The organism is Cobetia sp. PS-4MA, assembly GCF_057670765.1.
Genome location: NZ_CM173107.1, coordinates 3,898,187 through 3,918,154, shown reverse-complemented (window position 1 = coordinate 3,918,154; position 19,968 = coordinate 3,898,187). Strand labels below are relative to the sequence as shown.

Here is a 19,968-nt window from a genome sequence, read left to right as displayed (position 1 = left end):
GGCAAAGGTGAAGAAGACGAGTCTCATCCTCGGTTGTGGCGACGTTGGCAGCGCGCTGGCGCGCGAGCTGCTCAAGGCCGATCAGCACGTCATCGGTGTCAGACGCGATGTGTCCAGGCTGGCGGATCTCGGTATCGAGACGCTGGCACTGGACATCACCGCGGAAGGTGCTCTGGCCAGCTTGCCAGATGCCGACACCGTGGTACACGTGCTGAGCGCTGACCACTTCGACGAAGACGCCTATCGGGCCGCCTACGTCGATGGCATTCGTGCGCTGGTCGCGGAGCTGGAATCGCGTGCCAACCCGCCGACACGCGTATTCTTCGTGTCCTCGACCTCCGTCTACGCCCAGAAGGAAGGCGAAGAGGTCGACGAGCAGTCCCCCACCGACGCCACCAGCTTCTCGGGGCAGCTGATGCGGGAAGGCGAGCAGGTCCTGCTCGACTCCTCGCTCAATGGCACCGTGGTGCGCTTCTCCGGTATCTACGGGCCGGGTCGCGACATGCTGATCCGTCAGGCGCGCGATGGGCGCATCGCCGCCAGCAATCCGCCACTCTACTCCAACCGCATCCATCGTGACGACTGCGCGGGGGTGCTGGCGCACCTGATCGCACTGAGTCTCGAGGGCAAGCCGGTCGAGCCGATCTACCTGGCCACCGACTGTGATGGTGCACCGCTGCACGAGGTGATGGCGTGGTTGGCACGTCAGCTCAAGGTCGAATCCACCGAGGTGATCCAGTCGCCGCTGCGGCGTCGCTCCAGCAAGCGCTGCGGCAATGCGCTGCTGCTCGAGAGTGGCTATCGCTTCCGTTACCCGACCTTCCGCGAGGGCTATGCCGAGGTGCTCAAGGAGCATGGCGTGACGGTACCGGAGAGCGAGCTTTCCGGACGCTGAGCGCCGCACGGCGATTGACTTGTCCACAGGAGGTCGCGCGTGACGCATCCTGACCGGCTGTGGACAAGTCGAGGCGCCGGGAGCCAAGGCTGCCTGGCCCGATAACTGACAGTGCCCGCCCCGGGTTTCCGGGGCGGGCACTGTCGTTTCAGCAGACCACGTTTCAGCAGGTCTGACGTTTCGGCAGATCAGGCGGCAAGATCCACCGTGATCAGTCGCCGATGACCATCACGCCTTCGGCTTCGAAGGCCACGCCCTTGGGCAGTGCCTTGACGCCGACGGCGGCACGCGCCGGGAAGGGCGCGCTGAAGAACTCTTCCATCACCGCGTTGACGCGAGCGAAGTCATCGAGGTCCGTCAGGTAGAGGTTGAGCTTGACGATATCGCCCAGGCTGCCGGCGGCCTCTTCACACACGGCGCTCAGGTTGGTGAACACCTGACGCGCCTGCGCCTCGATACCGCCTTCGACGACTTCCATCGTCTGCGGGTCCAGCGGAATCTGGCCGGAGAGATAGACGGTGTTGCCCGCCTTGATGGCCTGGGAGTACGGCCCGATGGCAGCGGGTGCCTTGTCGGTGTTGATGATCGCGCGATTGCTCATGTTGTGCTCCTTGTGACTGTCTTTCCTACTGGTCTTGTGCCAGTTGCCTTGTGACAGTGAATTGCGATTGTGTTTGTGAGTGCGCTGCTCGCCTGTCTCGGCGAGGTGTCGGGCAGAGGCCCGTCGTGTCCATGGACGACCTTGCGGAAGTCCCAAAAACGAAAACCGCGCCGCCCGCCGGTGGCGAACGACGCGGCCTTGAATCCGATCAACTGATGACGCGGGTAATGCGCTCCACGTGCAACAGGTTGCGCATGCGCTTGATGATGCGTGCCAGGTGAATGCGATCACGTACTGCCAGGGTCAGATTGACGATGGCCAGGTGAGCGTCGCGCTCCTCGATGCCGATGCGTTCGATATTGGCTTCCGCGTCGGTGACGAGTTCGGCCAGCTCGGCGATCAGCCCGCGCTGGGTCTGGGCTTCGATGCGCAGGGCGACGGTGAAGTCGCCTTCGATCTGCTCGGCCCAGGTCAGCGGGAAGACACGCTCCGGATCGCTGGCCAGCTCGGTCAGATTGCTGCATTCCTGACGATGGACCACCAGGCCCTTGCCGGCTGACAGGTGGCCCATGATGGGCTCTCCCGGCAGCGGGTGGCAGCAGCGTGCATAGCTGGTGACCATGCTGTCGCCGCCACTGACTTGCATCGGCCCGATGCCACTGTCCTCCGGCTGGACGTTGCCATCCTTGGCCGAGAACTTGGGCTGCTGTGCCGCGGGACTCATCCTGTCGTTCAGCAGGCTCTGCGCCACGCTGTAGGCGGCGCGGGTACCGAGACCTATGGACTCGAGCAGATCATCACGCCCGCCTTCCAGCTCAAGCTCCGCCGCCAGGGTATCCAGGCGCTGGGGCGGCAGCTGTTCGAGGGTGATGTCCAGGCCGGCGAGTGCCTTGATCAGCAGGCGCTGGCCCAATGCCACGGACTCGCTGCGCTGCTGATGCTTGAGGTAGTGGCGAATGGCGGAACGCGCCTTGGCGGTGGTGACGAAGTTGAGCCACGCCAGATTGGGCTTGGCACCCGGTGCGGTGATGACCTCGACGGTCTGGCCGCTCTCCAGTGGCGAGGATAGCGGCGCCAGATGACGATCGATGCGACAGGCGATGCAGCTGTTGCCGACATCGGTGTGCACCGCATAGGCGAAATCGACCGCCGTCGCACCGCGCGGCAGCTCCATGATGTCGCCCTTGGGGGTGAACACGTAGGTATCATCGGGGAACAGGTCGTTCTTGACGTGCTCGATGAATTCCAGCGAGTTGCCGGCATGGCGTTGCATCTCGAGCAGGCCGCGTACCCACTCGCGGGCACGCGCGTGGCTGCCGGCGCCGATGGGACGGTCGGTCTGCCCGGCCTTGTACAGCCAGTGGGCCGCGATGCCGTTGTTGGCCATCGCTTCCATCTCGCGGGTGCGGATCTGCACCTCGATGGGCATGCCGTTCATGCCGAACAGCGTGGTGTGCAGACTCTGGTAGCCATTGGCCTTGGGGATCGCGATGTAATCCTTGAAGCGTCCCGGTACCGGCTTGTAGAGATTGTGCACCACGCCGAGGATGCGATAGCAGCTGTCCACGTCATCAGTGATGATGCGGAAGCCGAACACGTCCATCAGTTCATTGAAGGGCTTCTGCTGGTCACGCATCTTGCGGTAGATGGACAGCAGATGCTTCTGACGGCCGATCACCGAGCCGGGCAGCTGATCGCGCTCCAGCGCGTTCTGCAGGCTGGCCTGGATCTCGCGCATCAGGGTACGACGATTGCCACGCGCGGCGGTGACGGCACGCTTGATGCGTTCGGAGCGCATCGGGTGCAGCGCCTGGAAGGACAGATCTTCCAGTTCGACACGGATGGTGTTGATACCGAGGCGGTTGGCGACGCGGGCGTAGATCTCGAGCGTCTCACGGGCGATGCGCCGCTTCTTCTCGGGGCGCAGGGCACCGAGGGTACGCATGTTGTGGAGACGGTCGGCCAGTTTGACGATGATGACGCGGATGTCCTGGGACATCGCCAGCACCATCTTCTGGAAGTTCTCGGCCTGAGCGACTGCCTTGTCCTCGAAGGTGATCTGAGTCAGCTTCGAGACGCCATCGACCAGCAAGGCCACCGGCTCGCCGAACTGGCCGGCCAGTGCCTCGAAGGTCACGCTGGTGTCTTCGATGACATCGTGCAGCATGGCCGCCATCAGGCTCTGATGGTCCATGTGCATGTTGGCGAGAATGTTCGCCACCGCCAGCGGGTGGGTCACATAGGGTTCACCGGAACGCCTGCGCTGGCCATCGTGGGCCTGCTCGGCGTAATAGAAGGCGCGCCTAACCTGACGGATCTCTTCCTCGGGAAGATAACCGCCCAGGCGGTCTGCCAGGTCATCGATCGTGAACATTCAGCGGCCTTGGCTCAAGGTGGTTCCGGGCCCGCACCCCGCGTGATGGCCATGATGGCGCGACGTTGGAGGTGCGGATCAGCACACGTACAGGAGAGGGAGAGCCGGGGCTCAGTCCTCGATCTGCGGCAGTACCGGCTTGCGCTGGATCGGAGCTTCGACCGGCTCATTCAGGATGTCGCGGTTGACCAGACCCGCCGCCACTTCGCGCAGGGCCAGCACGGTCGGCTTGTCGTTTTCCCACGGCAGTTGGGCGTTGCGGCTGCCACGTGACAGCTGACGGGCACGACGAGTGGAGATCATCACCAGCTGGAAGCGGTTGTCGACGTTCTCGAGGCAATCTTCTACGGTTACGCGGGCCATGGCAGTGCACCTTCAATAGCGGGATATTCGGGGGTTCGCTGTCGGCGTGTAATCAGCGCAGAGTGCCGCGACCGCTAGGGGCCGCATACCCTGATCATCTGACAGTATCTCGCACACGACGCAAGCACAATGCCGCTGCGCCAGCCCGCCAGGGGCGAGACAGCGCAGCGGCCAATGAATCTGAAAGGGAATCGAGTCTACTCGACGCCCTTGTGGCGTGACAAGTAGGGCGCTATCCGGTGGCGCGACATGGCGCGCTCTCGGCGGCGTAAGCGACCAGAGCGCGCATGATCAGCACCGTAGGCCGCAACAAGTCCTTGTCATGCCTGGACTTCGTGCACGGGCGTCATCCGGCGAGCAGGGAGTCCAGCAATGCGGCATGGCGCGCCTGTACGCGCGGGCGGCGTGCGCGTTCGGCGGTGATCAGACTGCACAACTCGTCCAATGCCTGAGTAAAATCATCGTTGATGACGATCAGGTCGTATTCGTCGTAGTGGGACATCTCGCTGACGGCGTCACGCATGCGCCGGGCGATGACGTCTTCCCCATCGGTACCGCGGCCGGACAGACGCTCGAGCAGCGCTTCACGCGACGGCGGCAGGATGAAGATGGAGACGGCTTCCGGCACTTGGGCGCGTACCTGCTGGGCGCCTTGCCAGTCGATCTCGAGGATGACGTCCTCGCCCTTGCTCAGGCGAGCTTCGACCGCCGGACGCGAGGTGCCATAGAAGTTGTCGAAGACCTGGGCGTGCTCGAAGAAGTCGCCCTGCTCGATCATCGTCTTGAAGTGATCGACATCCACGAAGTGGTAGTTGACGGCATCCTGCTCGCCCGGGCGCTGGCCGCGGGTGGTGTGCGAGACGGATACGCCGATGCCGTCCATGCGCTCCAGCAATGCCTTGACCAGTGTGGTCTTGCCGGCGCCGGAGGGCGCGGAAATGATGTAGAGAGTGCCACGGGCGTTGCTGGCGGCAGTGGAGGGTGCTGATGATGTCGAAGACATGGAAGGGATCCGCTTGCTGTCGCTGAATCGGCGCATTATCGCACACTCACCCCTGCTTGGGCTGCAGGCAGACATGACGGTGTCATGTACCGATGTTGCACTTCCGGCACCACAGTTGTCGTGATGAATCGGTTGGGCCGGCGTGGCGTTATCTGCAACAATGGTCGTATATTTCATTGATCGCTCAAGCATCGGCCAGCCTGCGAGTCGGCTCGGCCCCATGAGGGATCGCACGGTTTGCTGACGCCTCGCCCAAGGCAACTTGAGGGGGGGTGCCGCAATACCGTTTGCCAGACGATAGAGCAGCGCCATGACGTGCAGCAGGCGTCCAAGAGAGACGCCACGCACGAGCGCATCACCTGTTACCTGTCCCGCGCGCCATTCATTCCCGCCTTCCTGGCAGATGATGAATGGCGCGCGGTCTTTTGCCTTGCGTAGCGCCAGCCATGCGCAGGCAATGCCATTCGTGGCCTGCACCTGTCAGCGGTGCTGCGGATGAGCACGGACACGGGTGATATCCCCTTTCAAGTTTCAGGAGACCCGGACATGTCTGCCTCCCCCGTTGCGCGCCATCCGCGCATCGCCGAACTGGCGCTGGCACTCGGTGCCTTTGCCATCGGCACTACCGAATTCGTGATCATGGGACTGATGCCCAACATCGCCGCGGACTTTCAGGTGTCATCCCAGCAGGTCGGCTATGCCATCAGCGCCTATGCGATGGGGGTGGTGGTCGGTGCTCCGCTGATCTCGGCGCTTGGCGCACGCCTGCCGCGGCGTGGCCTGTTGATCGGCCTGATGCTGCTGTTCGCGCTCAGCAACGTGGCCAGCCTGATGGCCCCCTCACTGACCAGCTTCGCCGCGCTGCGCTTCATCGCGGGGCTGCCGCATGGCGTCTATCTGGGGGTGGCCGCACTGGTGGCGGCGGATGCTGCTCCCGCCGGCGAGCGTGGCCGTGCCGTCGGGCGCGTGATGATGGGGCTGACGGTGGCGATTCTCATCGGGGCGCCAGCGGCGACCTGGTTCGGCAGTCTGTTCGGTTGGCATTCCGCGTTCCTCCTCGTCGGCCTGCTGGCGCTGGCGACGGCCGTGCTGGTGCGTGGCTTCGTGCCCTATCAGGCAGGCAATCAGAACGCGACGCCGCTGACCGAGCTGGCCGCGCTGATCAAGCCGCGGGTGCTCTATACCCTCGGCATCGCCTGCATCGGTTTCGGCGGCATGTTCAGTGTCTACAGCTATGCGGTGGAGACGCTCAACGTCCAGGCCGGACTGTCCCAGAATCTGGTGCCGATGGTGCTGGCCGTCTTCGGGGTAGGCACCATCATCGGCAACCTGATCGGTAGCCGTGCTGCGGACATCGACCTGATGCGCACCATTCCTGCCGTGCTGATCTGGAGCGCGCTGGTACAGGGTGGCTTCTACTTCGCCGCCGACGGTGTCTGGAGCGGTATCCTGTTCGTCGGACTGGTCGGCACGGGCATCGGCCTGGCACCGGCGCTGCAGATGCGCCTGATGGATGTGGCGGAAGACGCCCAGACCATGGCGGCGACCCTCAATCACGCGGCCTTCAACATCGCCAATGCGCTGGGCGCCTGGTGTGGTGGCCTGGCCTTCGCGTATGGCCCGTCCCACTCCTCCATCGGCCTGGTCGGGGTGGCCATGGCCATCGCCGGCTTGATCGTCTTCCTGCTCGGGCAGCGCCATGAGCGCCGCGAGCTGCAGACGGCTTCCGCCTGATGTGGGCATGAAGCGAGGCCGTGAAAGCCCCGTGAGCACAAGACGTCGCAACGCAGAACGCCGCCCTTCGGGGCGGCGTTCTGCGTTTCTGGGGCTCATCAGTGGCAAGGGACTGTCAGCATCTCTGGCGAGCGCGCGTCGGTGACATGCCGAAGTAATCCCGGAAGCAGTGACTGAAATGTGTGGTGCTGACGAAGCCGCAGGCCACGGTGACATCGGTGATGCTGGCATTGCCCTGGGTCAGCAGCTGGCGGGCGCGTGTCAGGCGCATCTCCAGATAATGGCGAGATGGCGTGGTATCCAGATGTCGCGTGAAAAGCCGCTCTATCTGGCGCCGCGACAGGGAGACGCAGTGCGAGATGTCGGTCATGCTCAGCGGCTCCTCGAGGTTGCTGCTCATCAACTCCAGGATGGAGCGCAGTGCCTCGGGAAGGTGACTGTCCGGTGCGGGCAGCGTCTGCTCGACATGCCACGGACTGGGCGTGGCCGGGCGCTCGCAGGCCAGAATCTCCTCGACGCTGCGCGCCAGATCCTCTCCGTGACGCTGACGCATGCCTTCCAGCATCATGTCCAGCGCACTGGCGGCGCTGGCACTGCTGAGACGCGCTTCCTCGACGACCAGCGGGGCTCGGGACAGCTCGAGCGCGGGGAAGGTCTCGCTGAACAGCGCCGCGTTCTCGGGGTGAATGGTGCAACGATGGCCCTCCATCACCCCGGCCGAGGCCAGGAAGTAGCTGCCGTTCCACAGACTGCCCAGGCGACAGCCCTGCTGGGCGGCACGGCGCAGCAGCTCGTTGAGCCTCGGGATCTCTTCCAGCATCACGCGATAGCCTCCGCACACGATCAGCAGATCGCACTGGGCAGGGTCCAGCTCGGCAAGCGTCAGGCCGGGCATGATGTCGATGCCCAGATCGCTGCGTACGCTGCCATCGTTCAGGCCACAGGTGTGCAGGCGATAGAAGGGATCGTCACGGAGCAGATTGGCAGTCACCAGCGCATCCAGTCCGGAGGTGAAGGCGGGGAGGGAGAAGTGCTCCAGCAGCACGAAGGCCACATCGAGCGGTGCGCTCCGGGAGCAGGTCACGTCCTGAAGCAGGCGCTGGTTGCGCAGTTTCATCGAGGGGGTGAAATCACGGCGGCGAGGCGATGTCATGGTATCGAGGGAGCACTATCGCGGATGAAGGAGGGGGCGGGGCAGGCAATGCCTCACGTGTCAGCTTCATCCTCTCAGGAGTTGGCAGGCACGGCGAGTGGCAATCCGGTGTCCTTGTGTTGGGCAGAATGTAATGCCGCTGTGGGCTTGGTGATACTTCGCGTAACACAGCAGTAAAATCATGGACTTGTCACAGCGATGCCAAGGGTGTGGCTGATAGACTGCCCGGCTAATCAGACCATGCCCAGAGGCAGATAAATGACGGATACCACCCGGACCCTTTCGTCCGGCGCCGCAACTTCAGCAGCCCCTACCCCTGTTTCCCGCGCTTCCTCCCGGGGCCTCGACTGGCCCGTCTTCCTCCTCAGCGGTGGCGTGATGGCGGTGTTCGTGATCGCCGCACTGGTCAATCTCGAGGGCGTCTCGTCGCTCATCCAGCATGCCTTCGATCTCTCGACCGCCTACTTCGGTGCCTATTGGCAGGCGCTGATGATCGCCACCTTCCTTGTCGCCATCGGCATGACGTTCGGTCGCACAGGACGGGTGGTGCTGGGTGGCCTGGACACGCCGGACATTTCCACGCCGCGCTGGATGGCGACCATCCTGTGCACGTTGCTGGCGGGGGGTGGCGTCTTCTGGGCAGCGGCGGAGCCGATCGCCCACTTCACCTCGCCGCCACCGGTGTTCGGCCCGGACGCCGCCGTGGGCAATCTCGATGCTGCCTACAACGCGCTGGCGCAGAGCTTCATGCACTGGGGATTTCTCGGCTGGGCAGTTCTGGGCAGCCTGACCGGCGTGGTCTTCATGCATCTCCACTATGAGAAGGGTCTGCCGCTCAAGCCGCGCACGCTGCTCTATCCGCTGTTCGGCGACCGGGTGATGCGTGGACCTGCGGGAGCGCTGGTGGATGCCTGCTGCGTGCTGGCGGTCATCGCGGGCACCGTGGGGCCAGTGGGCTTTCTCGGCATCCAGCTCAGCTTCGGGCTCAACGCGCTGTTCGGCATTCCCGACACCTACACGACGCAACTGGTGCTGTTGGCCATGTTGACCGCCGTCTACACCCTGTCAGCGGTGAGTGGTGTCATGCGCGGCATTCAATTCCTGAGCAGCGCCAATGTGCTGATCGGCGGCGCGATGTTGCTGTTCATCCTGATCATGGGACCGACGGAATTCCTGCTCAAGGCCTTCCCGCTGGGCATGGTGGACTACCTGAAACACATCGCGCCGATGGCGGTCTTTCGCGCGGACACTGGGTGGCTGAACAGCTGGACGCTGTTCTTCTGGGGCTGGTTCATCGGTTTCGGGCCCCTGATGGCGATGCTGGTCGCGCGTATCTCGCGGGGCCGCACGCTGCGCCAGATGGTGTGGTTGATCACTCTCCTGTCGCCGCTGGCGACCTGCGTGTGGTTCACCATTCTCGGTGGCAGCGGCCTGGCCTTCGAGCTGGCCGATCCCGGCAGCGTGTCCGGCCCGTTCACCGGCTTCAACCTGTCGGCGGCCTTGATCGCCATCACCCAGCAGCTGCCGTTCGGTTTCATCATGTCCGTGATGTTCCTGATTCTGTCGGCATTGTTCGTGGCCACCACTGGCGACTCGATGACGTATGCCATCTCGATGGTGATGAGTGGGCACGACGACCCACCACGCAGCGTGCGCGTGTTCTGGAGTCTGATCATGGGCGTGGTGGCAGCCTTGCTGATCTCGATGGGCGATGGCGGCATCAATGCGCTGCAATCCTTCATCGTCGTCACCGCCGTACCGGTCTCGCTGATCCTGTTGCCGAGCCTGTGGAATGCGCCCGGCATCGCGCGCAGGATGGCCCGCGAGCAAGGACTCTGATTCATCCTCATGACCTTGGCTGGCATGGTTCGCCCGACATGATTCGCCCGGCAGGATAGGCAGGGCCATGTCATCCGATGACGAGAAAGAAGACGCCGCCCTCCAGGGCGGCGTCTTCATGAGGAGAGGGACTGAGGGCACAAGCGGCGCGAAGGGGCACGACTCGAAGGATGCGTCATGTTACGGCGCGCCAAGAATGTAAAACGGCTGTAGGCTTGATGATACGTCGCGTTACATAGGTGTAAAAACAACCGCTTATCGCCTATTTCCTCCTGTCTCGACTGATACACTGCACCGTCACTCAGATCATGCCCAGAGGCTGACTAATGACGGATTCTTCCCGGACTGTTTCGTCCGGCTCCGCCACACCGGTAACTCCCCCCGCTGATTCCGCACACTCCCCGCAAGGTATCGACTGGCCTGTCTTCATCATCAGTGGTGGCGTGCTGGCGCTGTTCGCCATCGCCGCACTGGTCGATCTCGACGGTGTCTCCGCGCTCATCCAGAGTGCCTTCGGTGTCTCGACCCACTACTTCGGTGCCTACTGGCAAGCGCTGATGCTGGCGACCTTCGTCATCGCCATCGTGCTGACCATCGGCCGCACCGGACGGGTGCGCATGGGCGGACTCGCCGCGCCGGATATCTCGACGCTGCGCTGGATGGCCATCATCCTGTGCACGCTGCTGGCGGGCGGTGGTGTCTTCTGGGCAGCGGCCGAGCCGATCGCTCACTTCACCTCGCCGCCGCCGGTGTTCGGCGCGGATGCCCCGACGGGCAACGCCGATGCCGCCTACAACGCGCTGGCGCAGAGCTTCATGCACTGGGGCTTCCTGGCCTGGGCGATGCTCGGCAGCCTGACCGGCATCATCTTCATGTACCTGCACTACGAGAAGGGCCTGCCGCTCAAGCCGCGTACGCTGCTCTATCCGCTGTTCGGCGACCGCGTCATGCGTGGCCCCGTCGGCGCGCTGGTGGATGCCTGCTGCGTGCTGGCGGTGGTCGCCGGTACCGTCGGTCCCATCGGCTTCCTCGGCCTGCAGGTCAGCTATGGCCTCAATGCGCTGTTCGGCATCCCCGATACCTACGCGACCCAGCTCACCCTGCTGCTCGTGCTGACCGTCATCTACACCCTGTCAGCGGTGAGCGGCGTGACCCGTGGCATCCAGTTCCTGAGCAGCACCAATGTCCTGCTCGGCGGCGCGCTGTTGCTGTTCATCCTGATCATGGGTCCGACCGGCTTCCTGCTGGATGCCTTCCCGCAAGGGCTGGTGCGCTACGTCGGCGACTTCGTCTCCATGTCCACCTTCCGTGCTGACGATGGCTGGCTGAATGGCTGGACGCTGTTCTTCTGGGGCTGGTTCATCGGCTATGGTCCGCTGATGGCGATGTTCGTCGCGCGCATCTCGCGTGGCCGTACCCTGCGTCAGATGGTGCTGTTGATCGCGGTCATCTCGCCGCTGGTCACCTGCCTGTGGTTCACCATCATCGGTGGCAGCGGGCTCGCCTTCGAGCTGAGCAACCCGGGCAGCGTCTCCGGCCCGTTCACCGGCTTCAACCTGCCGGCAGCGCTGATCGCCATCACCCAGCAGCTGCCATTCGGCTTCACCATCTCGGTGCTGTTCCTGGTGCTGACCACGCTGTTCGTCGCCACCACCGGTGACTCGATGACCTACGCCGTCTCGATGGTGATGAGCGGCCACGACAATCCGCCGCGCGGCGTGCGCGTGTTCTGGAGCCTGATGATGGGCGTGGTCGCGGCGCTGCTGATCTCGATGGGCGATGGCGGCATCAATGCGCTGCAATCCTTCATTGTCGTCACCGCCGTGCCGGTGTCACTGATTCTGCTGCCCAGCCTGTGGAACGCTCCGCTGATTGCCCGCCGCATGGCGCGTGAGCAGGGCGTCTGATCGGCTCGCACGCTCGAGAGCAATGAGCGTGTCGCACCATCAAAAACGCCGCCCCGAGGGGCGGCGTTTTCGTGTCTGGCGATCAGTCGCCAGTCATCAGACGCTGACGTTCAGCGTCACATCGATGTTGCCACGCGTCGCATTGGAGTAAGGGCACACCTGGTGCGCCTTCTCGACCAGCGCATCCGCCTCGGCCTTGTCCATGCCCGGCAGGCTGATATCCAGCGCCACCTCGATACCGAAACCGGCCGGAATCTGGCCGATACCCACCTTGCCGGTGATCTCCAGGCCTTCCGGCAGCGTCACGCCTTCAGTGCTGGCCACGTGCTTCATGGCACCGATGAAGCAGGCAGAGTAACCCGCCGCGAACAGCTGCTCCGGGTTGGTGCCTTCACCGCCACCACCGCCCAGCTCTTTCGGCGTGCTCAGGGTGACATCCAGCGCCCCGTCGGAAGAACGCGACTTGCCCTCACGCCCGCCAGTGGTAGTGGCTTCTGCACGGTACAGCACTTGTTCGATAGACATGCCTGACTCCTTGAGCGGAAATGCCCTCAGCTGAGGGATGGAAACAAGATGGTGGCTCCGAAAGAAAAATCAAGGTTACATTAGGATAGGTTTTTAAGTTAACTTTGCTAATCTAAGCAGTCTAATTTTAATTTCAAATTAATTATTTTCAGGTAAAGTATTATGCCGCTTATACAAGATATAGAGAAATTTTTGAGTAGCTGGGAGGATGCTTGTAAAGAAACATTTACTAATCACGCGATTGCTGAACTATTTAAAGTTAATATAGGTGGTCGAGTTAAGACCTTTGTACATACAAAGCACCCAGATTTTATTGTCAAGGCTAGTGTTGGTGCTGGTAATTGGGCAAATGTACCTTGGATTTCGATGCTAAATCCGAGAATAACCACTAGCACTAAAGATGGGGTATATCCAGTATACCTTTTTAAAGCTGATGGTTCCGGCTTTTATTTGTCACTCAATCAAGGCACGACTAACCCTAAAGATAAGTATGGTAAGGTTGTTTCAGAGAAAAGGTCTGAAGTTATCGTACAGCATATTCGAAATGAAATACCCGAACTAATAGATTGGGAAAATGTAGATTGTGTACAGCTAAATGCTTCCACCAGTCTTGGGAAGTCATATGAGAAGCCAAATATTGCCGCTAAATTTTATGCATTTGATAATCTTCCCGAGGAAGAAGAGCTTTTTAATGATCTTGCCGAATTGTTATACTATTACAAGCGAGTTGAAACGTTATCTATTCTTGACAGCATTGATACCAAGTTGAGCGAAGTCAATGACTCTAAGCAGCTCGATTTTAATACAAATAATGTAGACGAGTCAGATAATGTTGACTTATCTGTGAACTTTACTCCTGATATATTTATTTATAAGCCGTTTCTCTTGCTTGCTGGCATTTCAGGAACAGGAAAAACTAGATTTGTGCGTAAACAAGCAGAGGCTACTGGGTCATTAGCGGATACTTATTGTTTAAGCTCTGTACGCCCAGACTGGCATGAACCAAGTGATCTTTTAGGATACATATCTCGTCTTAATGGCACGCCGCAATTTGTAGTTACAGATGTGCTATTTTTCATAGTTAAAGCATGGCGTGAAATATTTTCTGCAAAAGTAAAGTTTGAAGTATCAAAAAACGGTCGGTTAGAGGTTATCGGTGATAACAAAGACCTTGGCTCAATTAGACCCTATTGGCTTTGCCTTGATGAGATGAATTTAGCACCAGTAGAGCAGTATTTTGCTGATTATCTTTCAATATTAGAGACACGCTCATGGTCATGGAGGGACGGGTCATTCTCATATAGTAGCGACCCGTTACTCAAGTCATCTACAATATCTCAATTAGGAGAAAACTCCACATTAAGAGAAGATCTTGGACTTCAAGGCTCTATCTACGATATGGCATGGAAGATGTTTGAGCAATATGGCATCGGAATACCTTTCAACTTAATCGTTGCTGGCACGGTTAATATGGATGAAACAACCCATGGCTTTTCCAGGAAAGTGATAGACAGAGCGATTAGTTTTGACTTTGGCGCCTTTTTTCCAAATAGCTTTGATGAATTCTTTTTACCTACCATTCAAAATAAAGCTTTGAGCTATCCGCTACAGGCACAAGTAAGTCAATTAGACTTGGAATCAACTTGTGACCGTAATGGTGAAAAAAGTATTGTGTTTTTGAAGGCGATTAATGAAAGCTTGGAAAGTACGCCTTTCGAGCTGGCGTATCGTGCACTTAATGAGTTGTTATTAGCAGTTGTTTGTGCGCAGCCACAAGACGATAAAAGTCTGATAGCGGTGTGGGATGATTTTATGATGTGCAAGGTGCTTCCTCGCATTGAGGGAGATAGTGATAAACTTACAACTGCAGGAGGGGAAGAGATACTATTAAAGCTGAAAGTTGTGCTGCAGAGTCAGTTCGCATCTATTTTGAATCGAAGCGATAGCGATTTAATTCAGCGGCCAGATCTTTATCGGGAAAAAATAATAACAGATAGTAATAGCGAAAAGTTATTGAATATCCCGTGTCGCTCTATAAACAAACTGGAGTGGATGCAGCAAAGATTAGTTATCGCTACCTTCACCAGCTTCTGGCCTTGATCTTCTGCTTATAGTGGAAATAGACAATATGGAGGTCTAGCTATGCCAGAGTTATTTCGATTGCAAACTCCTGATTACGAGTTTTCAGTCTGGTCTAGTGATATTAGTCAGCGTGTCAAAATGTATAATACCACTATGGCTAGAAGCTCTAGTTCGGCCACTAGTAGTTCTAATGGAGATTGGAAGGAGAACAATATTTCTGCGGTACTTACAGAGGATATGTCGACTCCTAGTTACCAGTTACGCTTTTCACCTGAAATCGAGCTTGTTGATTTTCATTTAGAACCAAGTTCAAACCAGGAGAATGCAAGTACTTCTGTGGCAACAGAGCTGTCCACAAGTGTTTTAGTACCTAAAAAGAAAGATAATATATTATTAGGTTCACCAGTTTTTTTTGAGAATACCCAATATCAGTTTGAGTGGGTTTTCTTTTCTAAAGTGACGTTTGCATGCATAAAGCACCGTAGTCAAAATGTTAATGACACCTTTAGATTCTCAAAGCAACGAGGGCCAATGCCAGCTCGTTTGACAGGAACTATAAATACTGGGAACGATGTAGGATGGATGCGCTTGCCCTTATCTTTTGAAATTGAAGGCAAGACCTATCTACAAAATATCGCGTTCGAAGTGCTTCCAGTCAAGATGATGTTGCATCGTGACCTCCCATGTATGTATCGAGCGATTGATTCTATTTATCCGTTGTGGCGTTTCAGCCTTGTAGAAAAAACTGAGCAAGACACAGCGCTAGGGGATCAGCGAGGTCATTTTCCGTTAATGTGGCTAGCGAATTTTGCTGCTTTAAGGTTGCGTTTTGAGCAGGGACTCAAAGTGGTTTGTGCAGCACCTCATAGTCGCCTGCAGTCGCATATTGATAGTATCAAGGCTTCAAAGTTAAAGGGACGTCTTCCTAGAAAGCTAGCTGAGCGCGTGAAACAGGATTTTGCTTCTGGGCAATATGATAAGCGGTATAGGGTGAATAAAAAAAGGCTTAGTGTTGATACTCCAGAAAACAGGTTTATCAAGATGGTAGTAAGCCAAAGTAAGCGAAAATTAGCAAATTTCGAAAACAAGTTGCGCGCTAATAATCGTGCGCCTGAGAACCAGCGGTTATCAAATCATTTTTTAGATGAGCTACACTGCTGGCAGAAGCCTTTAAATAAAATATTAACTCAAAGCTTTATTAGCGAGGTCGGCTCTTTCTCTGGAATGACTCGAGAGTCATTGGTGCTACAACAAAAAACTGGTTATAGTGCAGTTTATCGAGTCTGGCAAGAGTTGAAATACTATCTCGATGCCTTTGACAATCAATCTAGTATGTCTATGAAGTCGGTGTCTGAGATTTATGAAGTGTGGTGTTTTTTATGCCTGAAGAAAATTCTTGAAGATGAGCTTGGTTTTAATGTGGTTGATAGTGAATTAATAAGTTTAGCTCAAAATGATTATTTTGAATATCAATTAAGAGATGGATTTGCAGGCGCCTTTTGTTTCAAGCGAAGTGATGGTGTAACAGCGAGGTTGGCTCATGAGCCAAAATTCACAAAAAAAGGTAAAGACATTCGTTCCTATCTAGTGAGTCAGGAACCCGATATTGTATTAGAAATCACGATCCCAGGGAGTAAACAACCTGAAGAGGCACAAAAGTTTATTTGGATATTTGATGCGAAGTACCGCATAAAAAATCATAAGGAACGTTATGATGATCAGTCTGAAGATATCGATAATATAGACCGAGTGCCAGATGATGCAATTAATCAGATGCACCGATATCGTGACGCATTAATTCGATTAACTGATCCCAATAAGAAAAGTGATAAGTTTGATATTTCTTATCTATTAAGGAAAAGTCGACCCGTTTTTGGAGCATTTGCTCTCTATCCTGGTTTTTTTGATCAGAAAGCACATGATAATCCATATGCTCGTGCGATTGAAGAAGTTGGAATCGGGGCTTTTGCATTGCTCCCTAGTCAAGCTGAGACTGAATATTGTGGCCATCAATGGTTGTTAGAATTTTTGAGGTCACAAATTGGGGGAGTCTCTGCGGAGGGAATGAATAATTATTCATCCTCAAGTATAAAAGAAAATCTATACGTGCAAGAGGCTTCACGTATACCCTATTCTGGTATGCAGCAAGTACTATATTCAGATTTAACAATGACAGTAGCATTAAGTGGTAAGCGTAAGCGAGATGATGGCTACTTTGAGGCATTTGAACAAGGGCTTGCGCGCTGGTATCACATGCCGCAAAGTACTTTCTTGGGTAAATTTAAGCAACATGTGGTAGAAGAAATTCGCTACCTGGGTTTGGCATCTACATCTGATGACCAAACGAATACCAAAAAAATAGATAAGCTTTGGCCAGTTAAGCGCGTAAGGCTCCTCCCACGATATGAGATCGACGAAGAACAGGCTGGAAAAGCTTCTGATGCGTCTGAGCTATATTATTTATTTGAGCTTGGGAAGCCGCTTACATTACACGTTCCGGTAACGCGTGTGCCACATCGACCAATAGCTCATTCAATGAAACTCACTACTTTAACTCAGTTAGAGAGCGTAACAACTTTTGCCGATGTAGAGAAAGTTTACAAGGAGGCAATGGTGTAACCGTGCCTGGCGGAGGCCATGAATAATTTACCTTAAGCTATAAAGGCAGTTTGGCAATGGCATCCGCCAGTTTCTTAATACTGTTGGCCGTTATCACTCTATATTCTGAATCTGCTCACGCATCTGTTCGATCAGTACCTTGAGCTCGACGGCGCAGCGGGTGGTGTCGGCGACGACGGATTTGGAGGAGAGGGTGTTGGCTTCGCGGTTGAGTTCCTGCATCAGGAAGTCGAGGCGACGGCCGATGGGGCCTTTCTGGGTGAGCTGACGACGGACTTCGCTGACGTGGGTGTCGAGGCGGTCGAGTTCTTCATCGACATCGGCTTTCTGGGCCATCAGGGTCAGTTCGGCTTCCAGGCGTTGCGGGTCGAGGGTGGCGCGGACTTCCTCGAGGCGGGCGAGCAGGGTTTCACGCTGTCGGGCGAGGATGTCCGGCATCAGGCGACGGACTTCGGCGACGTGGGTGTCGACGCCATCGAGGCGTGCGCTGATCAGCTCGGCGAGGCGTTCGCCTTCGCGGGCGCGGCCTTCGATGTGCTCGTCCAGCGCGCGCTTGAACAGGCTGAGGGCATCGGCCTTGATGCGTTCTTGATCGGCGCCTTCGCGCACCAGCACGCCGGGGTAGTCGAGCAGGGCGAGGCGTGAGGGCTGCGGGGCGTCCGGGCAGTGCTGGCCGACTTCGGCGAGCACGCGACTGAGTTCGCCCAGGCGTCTGGCATCGACGGCGAGGCTGTCGGCACCGGCTTCGGCGTCAAAGCGCAGCGAGAGCTCGACCTTGCCGCGATTGAGGCGTTTGCGCAGGCCTTCGCGGAAGGTGCTTTCGAGTTCGCGCAGGCTGTCGGGCAGGCGGAAGTGCGGTTCCAGATAACGCTGGTTCACCGAGCGCAGTTCCAGTGTCAGGGTGCCGTAGTCGGCTTCATGGGTCTGGCGGCTGAAGGCGGTCATGCTGTGGACCATGACGTGCTCCTTGTCGGTTGGCTGTCGAGAGAGAGGCGGCGTATGAGCGACCGCGCTGATAGCCTGAAGTGTACGCGTGCCGCTCTTGAGCGCCCAGTGCTCTCGGGCGGGCGGCCCGGTGTGCGGTGAAGGTCGTCGCCCGTGGGCGTGGCGTGTAGACTCTGGCCTCCCGAAGACTGCAACAAAGGAATCCCCATGAGCGAAGCCAACGTGATCCGCCCCAGTGGCCGCACCCCGGAGCAGCCGCGCGAGATCCGCCTGACCCGTGAGTTCACTCGTCACGCCGAGGGCTCGGTGCTGGTGGAGTTCGGGGATACCCGCGTACTGTGCACCGCCTCTGTCGTGGCGGGCGTGCCGCGCTGGCTGCGCGGTTCCGGCAAGGGCTGGCTGACCGCCGAATATGGCATGCTGCCGCGCGCGACCCACACCCGCAGTGATCGTGAGGCGGCGCGTGGCAAGCAGGGTGGTCGTACGGTGGAGATCCAGCGTCTGATCGGCCGTGCGCTGCGCGCTGCGGTGGACCTCAAGAAGCTGGGCGAATACACCATCACCATCGACTGCGATGTGCTGCAGGCCGATGGCGGCACGCGTACCGCGGCGATCACCGGTGGCTGTGTGGCGCTGGTCGATGCGCTGCAGGGCCTGCAGCGTGAGCGCAAGATCAAGACGGACCCGCTGGTGAGTCTGGTCAGCGCCGTGTCCGTCGGTATCTACAAGGGCGTGCCGGTCACGGATCTCGACTATCCGGAAGACAGCAAGGCCGATACCGACATGAACGTGGTGATGGCGGAAGGCAAGGGGCTGATCGAGGTGCAGGGCACGGCCGAAGGCGCAGCCTTTGATCGCGCCGAGCTCAACGCGCTGCTGGATCTCGCCGAGCGGACCGGAGCGGAGCTGTTCGCCGCGCAGCGTGCGGCGCTGGGCATGCCCGCCGAGGCCTGAGTCCTTTTTCGGGACCCGACGGAAAACGCCCCCATCGCTTGCGCGGTGGGGGCGTTTTCGTCAGTGCCGGATGGCACATCATGCGACTGGCAGGGTGGCCCGAGGCCGAGCGCTCAAGGCGAGACGCGACGGATCACAGTTCGAGGTCGTACTCGACGATCACCGGTGCGAATTCGCTGAAGGTCGCGTCGGTATCGATCCATGCGTCCTTGATGTGACGACGCAGGTTCGGGTCGATGACCTGATAGTCGAGGCGCCAGCCTTCCTGACGGGCGCGCGGCTGGTCACTGTCCAGCGCCGGCCACCAGGAGTACTGGTGAGCCTCGCGATTGACCTCGCGGAAGGCATCGATGAAGCCGATCGGGCCGAAGACCTGATCCATCCAAGCGCGCTCTTCCGGCTTGAAGCCGGGCGTCATCTGGTTGTCGGACCAGTTGGCGAGATCGACGGTCTTGTGGGCCACATGCCAGGTGCCGCAGATCATGTAATCACGACGCTTGCGGCGCAGCTTGCTGAGGTATTCCTGATACTGCTCCATGAAGGCGCCCTTGGCGTCCGGATCACTGCCGTCAGGCATCAGGAAGGAGCAGATGCTGAAGCGGTCGTAATCGGCCTGCAGGTAGCGGCCTTCGTTGTCGCACTGCTCGAAGCCCAGTCCATACATGATGGCCTTGGGAATCTGGCGGCAGTAGAGGCCTACGCCCGAGAAGCCGTCTTTCTCGGCGTCAAGGAAGTAGCCTTCATACCCTTCCGGGTAGAGGATGCTGTCGTCGAGCTCGAAGCTCTTGGCCTTGAGGTTCTGGATGCAGACGACGTCGGCGTCCTGACTGGCAAGCCAGTCGAGGAAGCCGCGGCTGACCGCTTCTCGAATACCATTGACGTTAACTGTAGCGATTTTCATACGTGGTCCCTGGTTCGTCGCGCCTGTATGATACCCGAGCTTTAGACGATTTGGTAAATGGCTAACGAATTCA

At 58.1% G+C, this 19,968-nt stretch carries 15 protein-coding genes; 7 read left to right on the top strand and 8 right to left on the bottom strand.

The annotated features are described in order from the left end of the window. Positions 1-7: 7 nt before the first annotated feature. Entirely contained in the window at positions 8-895 is an 888-nt protein-coding gene (locus AC26AR_RS16520) for an NAD-dependent epimerase/dehydratase family protein (protein ID WP_077379870.1), read from the top strand. A gap of 211 nt (positions 896-1,106) precedes the next feature. Here AC26AR_RS16520 and AC26AR_RS16515 read toward each other — a convergent pair whose 3' ends face one another. The 4 genes from AC26AR_RS16515 to gmk all read right to left on the bottom strand — a co-directional run bounded on the left by AC26AR_RS16515 (position 1,107) and on the right by gmk (position 5,236). Continuing rightward, the gene (locus tag AC26AR_RS16515) at positions 1,107-1,496 is read right to left on the bottom strand and encodes a RidA family protein (RefSeq protein ID WP_077379872.1); all 390 of its coding nucleotides are present in this window, start codon (positions 1,494-1,496) and stop codon (positions 1,107-1,109) included. A 208-nt stretch (positions 1,497-1,704) separates the two neighbouring features. Next, the gene (locus AC26AR_RS16510) at positions 1,705-3,870 is read right to left on the bottom strand and encodes a RelA/SpoT family protein (RefSeq protein ID WP_077379874.1); all 2,166 of its coding nucleotides are present in this window, start codon (positions 3,868-3,870) and stop codon (positions 1,705-1,707) included. A 111-nt stretch (positions 3,871-3,981) separates the two neighbouring features. Continuing rightward, the gene (gene rpoZ / locus AC26AR_RS16505) at positions 3,982-4,233 is read right to left on the bottom strand and encodes a DNA-directed RNA polymerase subunit omega (RefSeq protein ID WP_077379876.1); all 252 of its coding nucleotides are present in this window, start codon (positions 4,231-4,233) and stop codon (positions 3,982-3,984) included. 346 nt (positions 4,234-4,579) lie between these two features. Next, positions 4,580-5,236 (bottom strand): guanylate kinase, encoded by a 657-nt coding sequence (gene gmk / locus AC26AR_RS16500; protein WP_077380016.1) that lies wholly within the window; start codon positions 5,234-5,236, stop codon positions 4,580-4,582. Positions 5,237-5,782: 546 nt separating this feature from the next. On the opposite strand from gmk, the gene AC26AR_RS16495 reads away from it, so the two are divergent. Further along, positions 5,783-6,970 (top strand): MFS transporter, encoded by a 1,188-nt coding sequence (locus AC26AR_RS16495; RefSeq protein WP_077379879.1) that lies wholly within the window; start codon positions 5,783-5,785, stop codon positions 6,968-6,970. 115 nt (positions 6,971-7,085) lie between these two features. On the opposite strand, the gene AC26AR_RS16490 is transcribed toward AC26AR_RS16495, so the two are convergent. Further along, entirely contained in the window at positions 7,086-8,087 is a 1,002-nt protein-coding gene (locus AC26AR_RS16490; protein ID WP_240499631.1) for a GlxA family transcriptional regulator, read from the bottom strand. Positions 8,088-8,381: 294 nt separating this feature from the next. Between AC26AR_RS16490 and AC26AR_RS16485 the strand changes: the two genes are divergently transcribed. After that, positions 8,382-9,962, top strand: a complete 1,581-nt coding sequence (locus AC26AR_RS16485; RefSeq protein ID WP_141392234.1) for a BCCT family transporter — start codon at positions 8,382-8,384, stop codon at positions 9,960-9,962. A gap of 326 nt (positions 9,963-10,288) precedes the next feature. After that, positions 10,289-11,869, top strand: coding sequence for a BCCT family transporter (locus AC26AR_RS16480; RefSeq protein WP_077379885.1), 1,581 nt, complete (start codon positions 10,289-10,291; stop codon positions 11,867-11,869). 96 nt (positions 11,870-11,965) lie between these two features. On the opposite strand, the gene AC26AR_RS16475 is transcribed toward AC26AR_RS16480, so the two are convergent. After that, on the bottom strand, positions 11,966-12,394 hold the full coding sequence (locus AC26AR_RS16475) for an organic hydroperoxide resistance protein (RefSeq protein WP_488107338.1): 429 nt from the start codon (positions 12,392-12,394) through the stop codon (positions 11,966-11,968). 162 nt (positions 12,395-12,556) lie between these two features. On the opposite strand from AC26AR_RS16475, the gene AC26AR_RS16470 reads away from it, so the two are divergent. Both AC26AR_RS16470 and AC26AR_RS16465 read left to right on the top strand, forming a co-directional pair. Further along, positions 12,557-14,494: an MrcB family domain-containing protein gene (locus AC26AR_RS16470; protein WP_488107337.1), complete on the top strand. Its 1,938-nt coding sequence runs from the start codon at positions 12,557-12,559 to the stop codon at positions 14,492-14,494. Positions 14,495-14,536: 42 nt separating this feature from the next. Beyond that, complete coding sequence (locus AC26AR_RS16465) at positions 14,537-17,095, top strand: DUF2357 domain-containing protein (RefSeq protein WP_488107336.1); 2,559 nt, start codon at positions 14,537-14,539, stop codon at positions 17,093-17,095. A 93-nt stretch (positions 17,096-17,188) separates the two neighbouring features. Here AC26AR_RS16465 and AC26AR_RS16460 read toward each other — a convergent pair whose 3' ends face one another. Next, positions 17,189-18,052: a YicC/YloC family endoribonuclease gene (locus AC26AR_RS16460; RefSeq protein WP_488107335.1), complete on the bottom strand. Its 864-nt coding sequence runs from the start codon at positions 18,050-18,052 to the stop codon at positions 17,189-17,191. A 195-nt stretch (positions 18,053-18,247) separates the two neighbouring features. Between AC26AR_RS16460 and rph the strand changes: the two genes are divergently transcribed. Next, positions 18,248-18,994, top strand: coding sequence for a ribonuclease PH (gene rph, locus AC26AR_RS16455; RefSeq protein ID WP_077379897.1), 747 nt, complete (start codon positions 18,248-18,250; stop codon positions 18,992-18,994). 133 nt (positions 18,995-19,127) lie between these two features. Here the strand turns inward: rph and AC26AR_RS16450 are convergent, their stop codons facing one another. Continuing rightward, a complete protein-coding gene (locus AC26AR_RS16450) occupies positions 19,128-19,895 on the bottom strand; it encodes an exodeoxyribonuclease III (protein WP_077379899.1) in 768 nt (255 codons plus the stop codon). Positions 19,896-19,968 lie beyond the last annotated feature (73 nt).

Excerpts from the sequence above, each read along its gene's own strand:
- AC26AR_RS16515 (WP_077379872.1), bottom strand. The coding sequence starts at position 1,496 with ATGAGCAATCGCGCGATCATCAACACCGACAAGGCACCCGCTGCCATC.
- AC26AR_RS16510 (WP_077379874.1), bottom strand. The coding sequence starts at position 3,870 with ATGTTCACGATCGATGACCTGGCAGACCGCCTGGGCGGTTATCTTCCC.
- rpoZ (WP_077379876.1), bottom strand. The coding sequence starts at position 4,233 with ATGGCCCGCGTAACCGTAGAAGATTGCCTCGAGAACGTCGACAACCGC.
- gmk (WP_077380016.1), bottom strand. The coding sequence starts at position 5,236 with ATGTCTTCGACATCATCAGCACCCTCCACTGCCGCCAGCAACGCCCGT.
- AC26AR_RS16495 (WP_077379879.1), top strand. The coding sequence starts at position 5,783 with ATGTCTGCCTCCCCCGTTGCGCGCCATCCGCGCATCGCCGAACTGGCG.
- AC26AR_RS16490 (WP_240499631.1), bottom strand. The coding sequence starts at position 8,087 with ATGAAACTGCGCAACCAGCGCCTGCTTCAGGACGTGACCTGCTCCCGG.
- AC26AR_RS16485 (WP_141392234.1), top strand. The coding sequence starts at position 8,382 with ATGACGGATACCACCCGGACCCTTTCGTCCGGCGCCGCAACTTCAGCA.
- AC26AR_RS16480 (WP_077379885.1), top strand. The coding sequence starts at position 10,289 with ATGACGGATTCTTCCCGGACTGTTTCGTCCGGCTCCGCCACACCGGTA.
- AC26AR_RS16475 (WP_488107338.1), bottom strand. The coding sequence starts at position 12,394 with ATGTCTATCGAACAAGTGCTGTACCGTGCAGAAGCCACTACCACTGGC.
- AC26AR_RS16470 (WP_488107337.1), top strand. The coding sequence starts at position 12,557 with ATGCCGCTTATACAAGATATAGAGAAATTTTTGAGTAGCTGGGAGGAT.
- AC26AR_RS16465 (WP_488107336.1), top strand. The coding sequence starts at position 14,537 with ATGCCAGAGTTATTTCGATTGCAAACTCCTGATTACGAGTTTTCAGTC.
- AC26AR_RS16460 (WP_488107335.1), bottom strand. The coding sequence starts at position 18,052 with ATGGTCCACAGCATGACCGCCTTCAGCCGCCAGACCCATGAAGCCGAC.
- rph (WP_077379897.1), top strand. The coding sequence starts at position 18,248 with ATGAGCGAAGCCAACGTGATCCGCCCCAGTGGCCGCACCCCGGAGCAG.
- AC26AR_RS16450 (WP_077379899.1), bottom strand. The coding sequence starts at position 19,895 with ATGAAAATCGCTACAGTTAACGTCAATGGTATTCGAGAAGCGGTCAGC.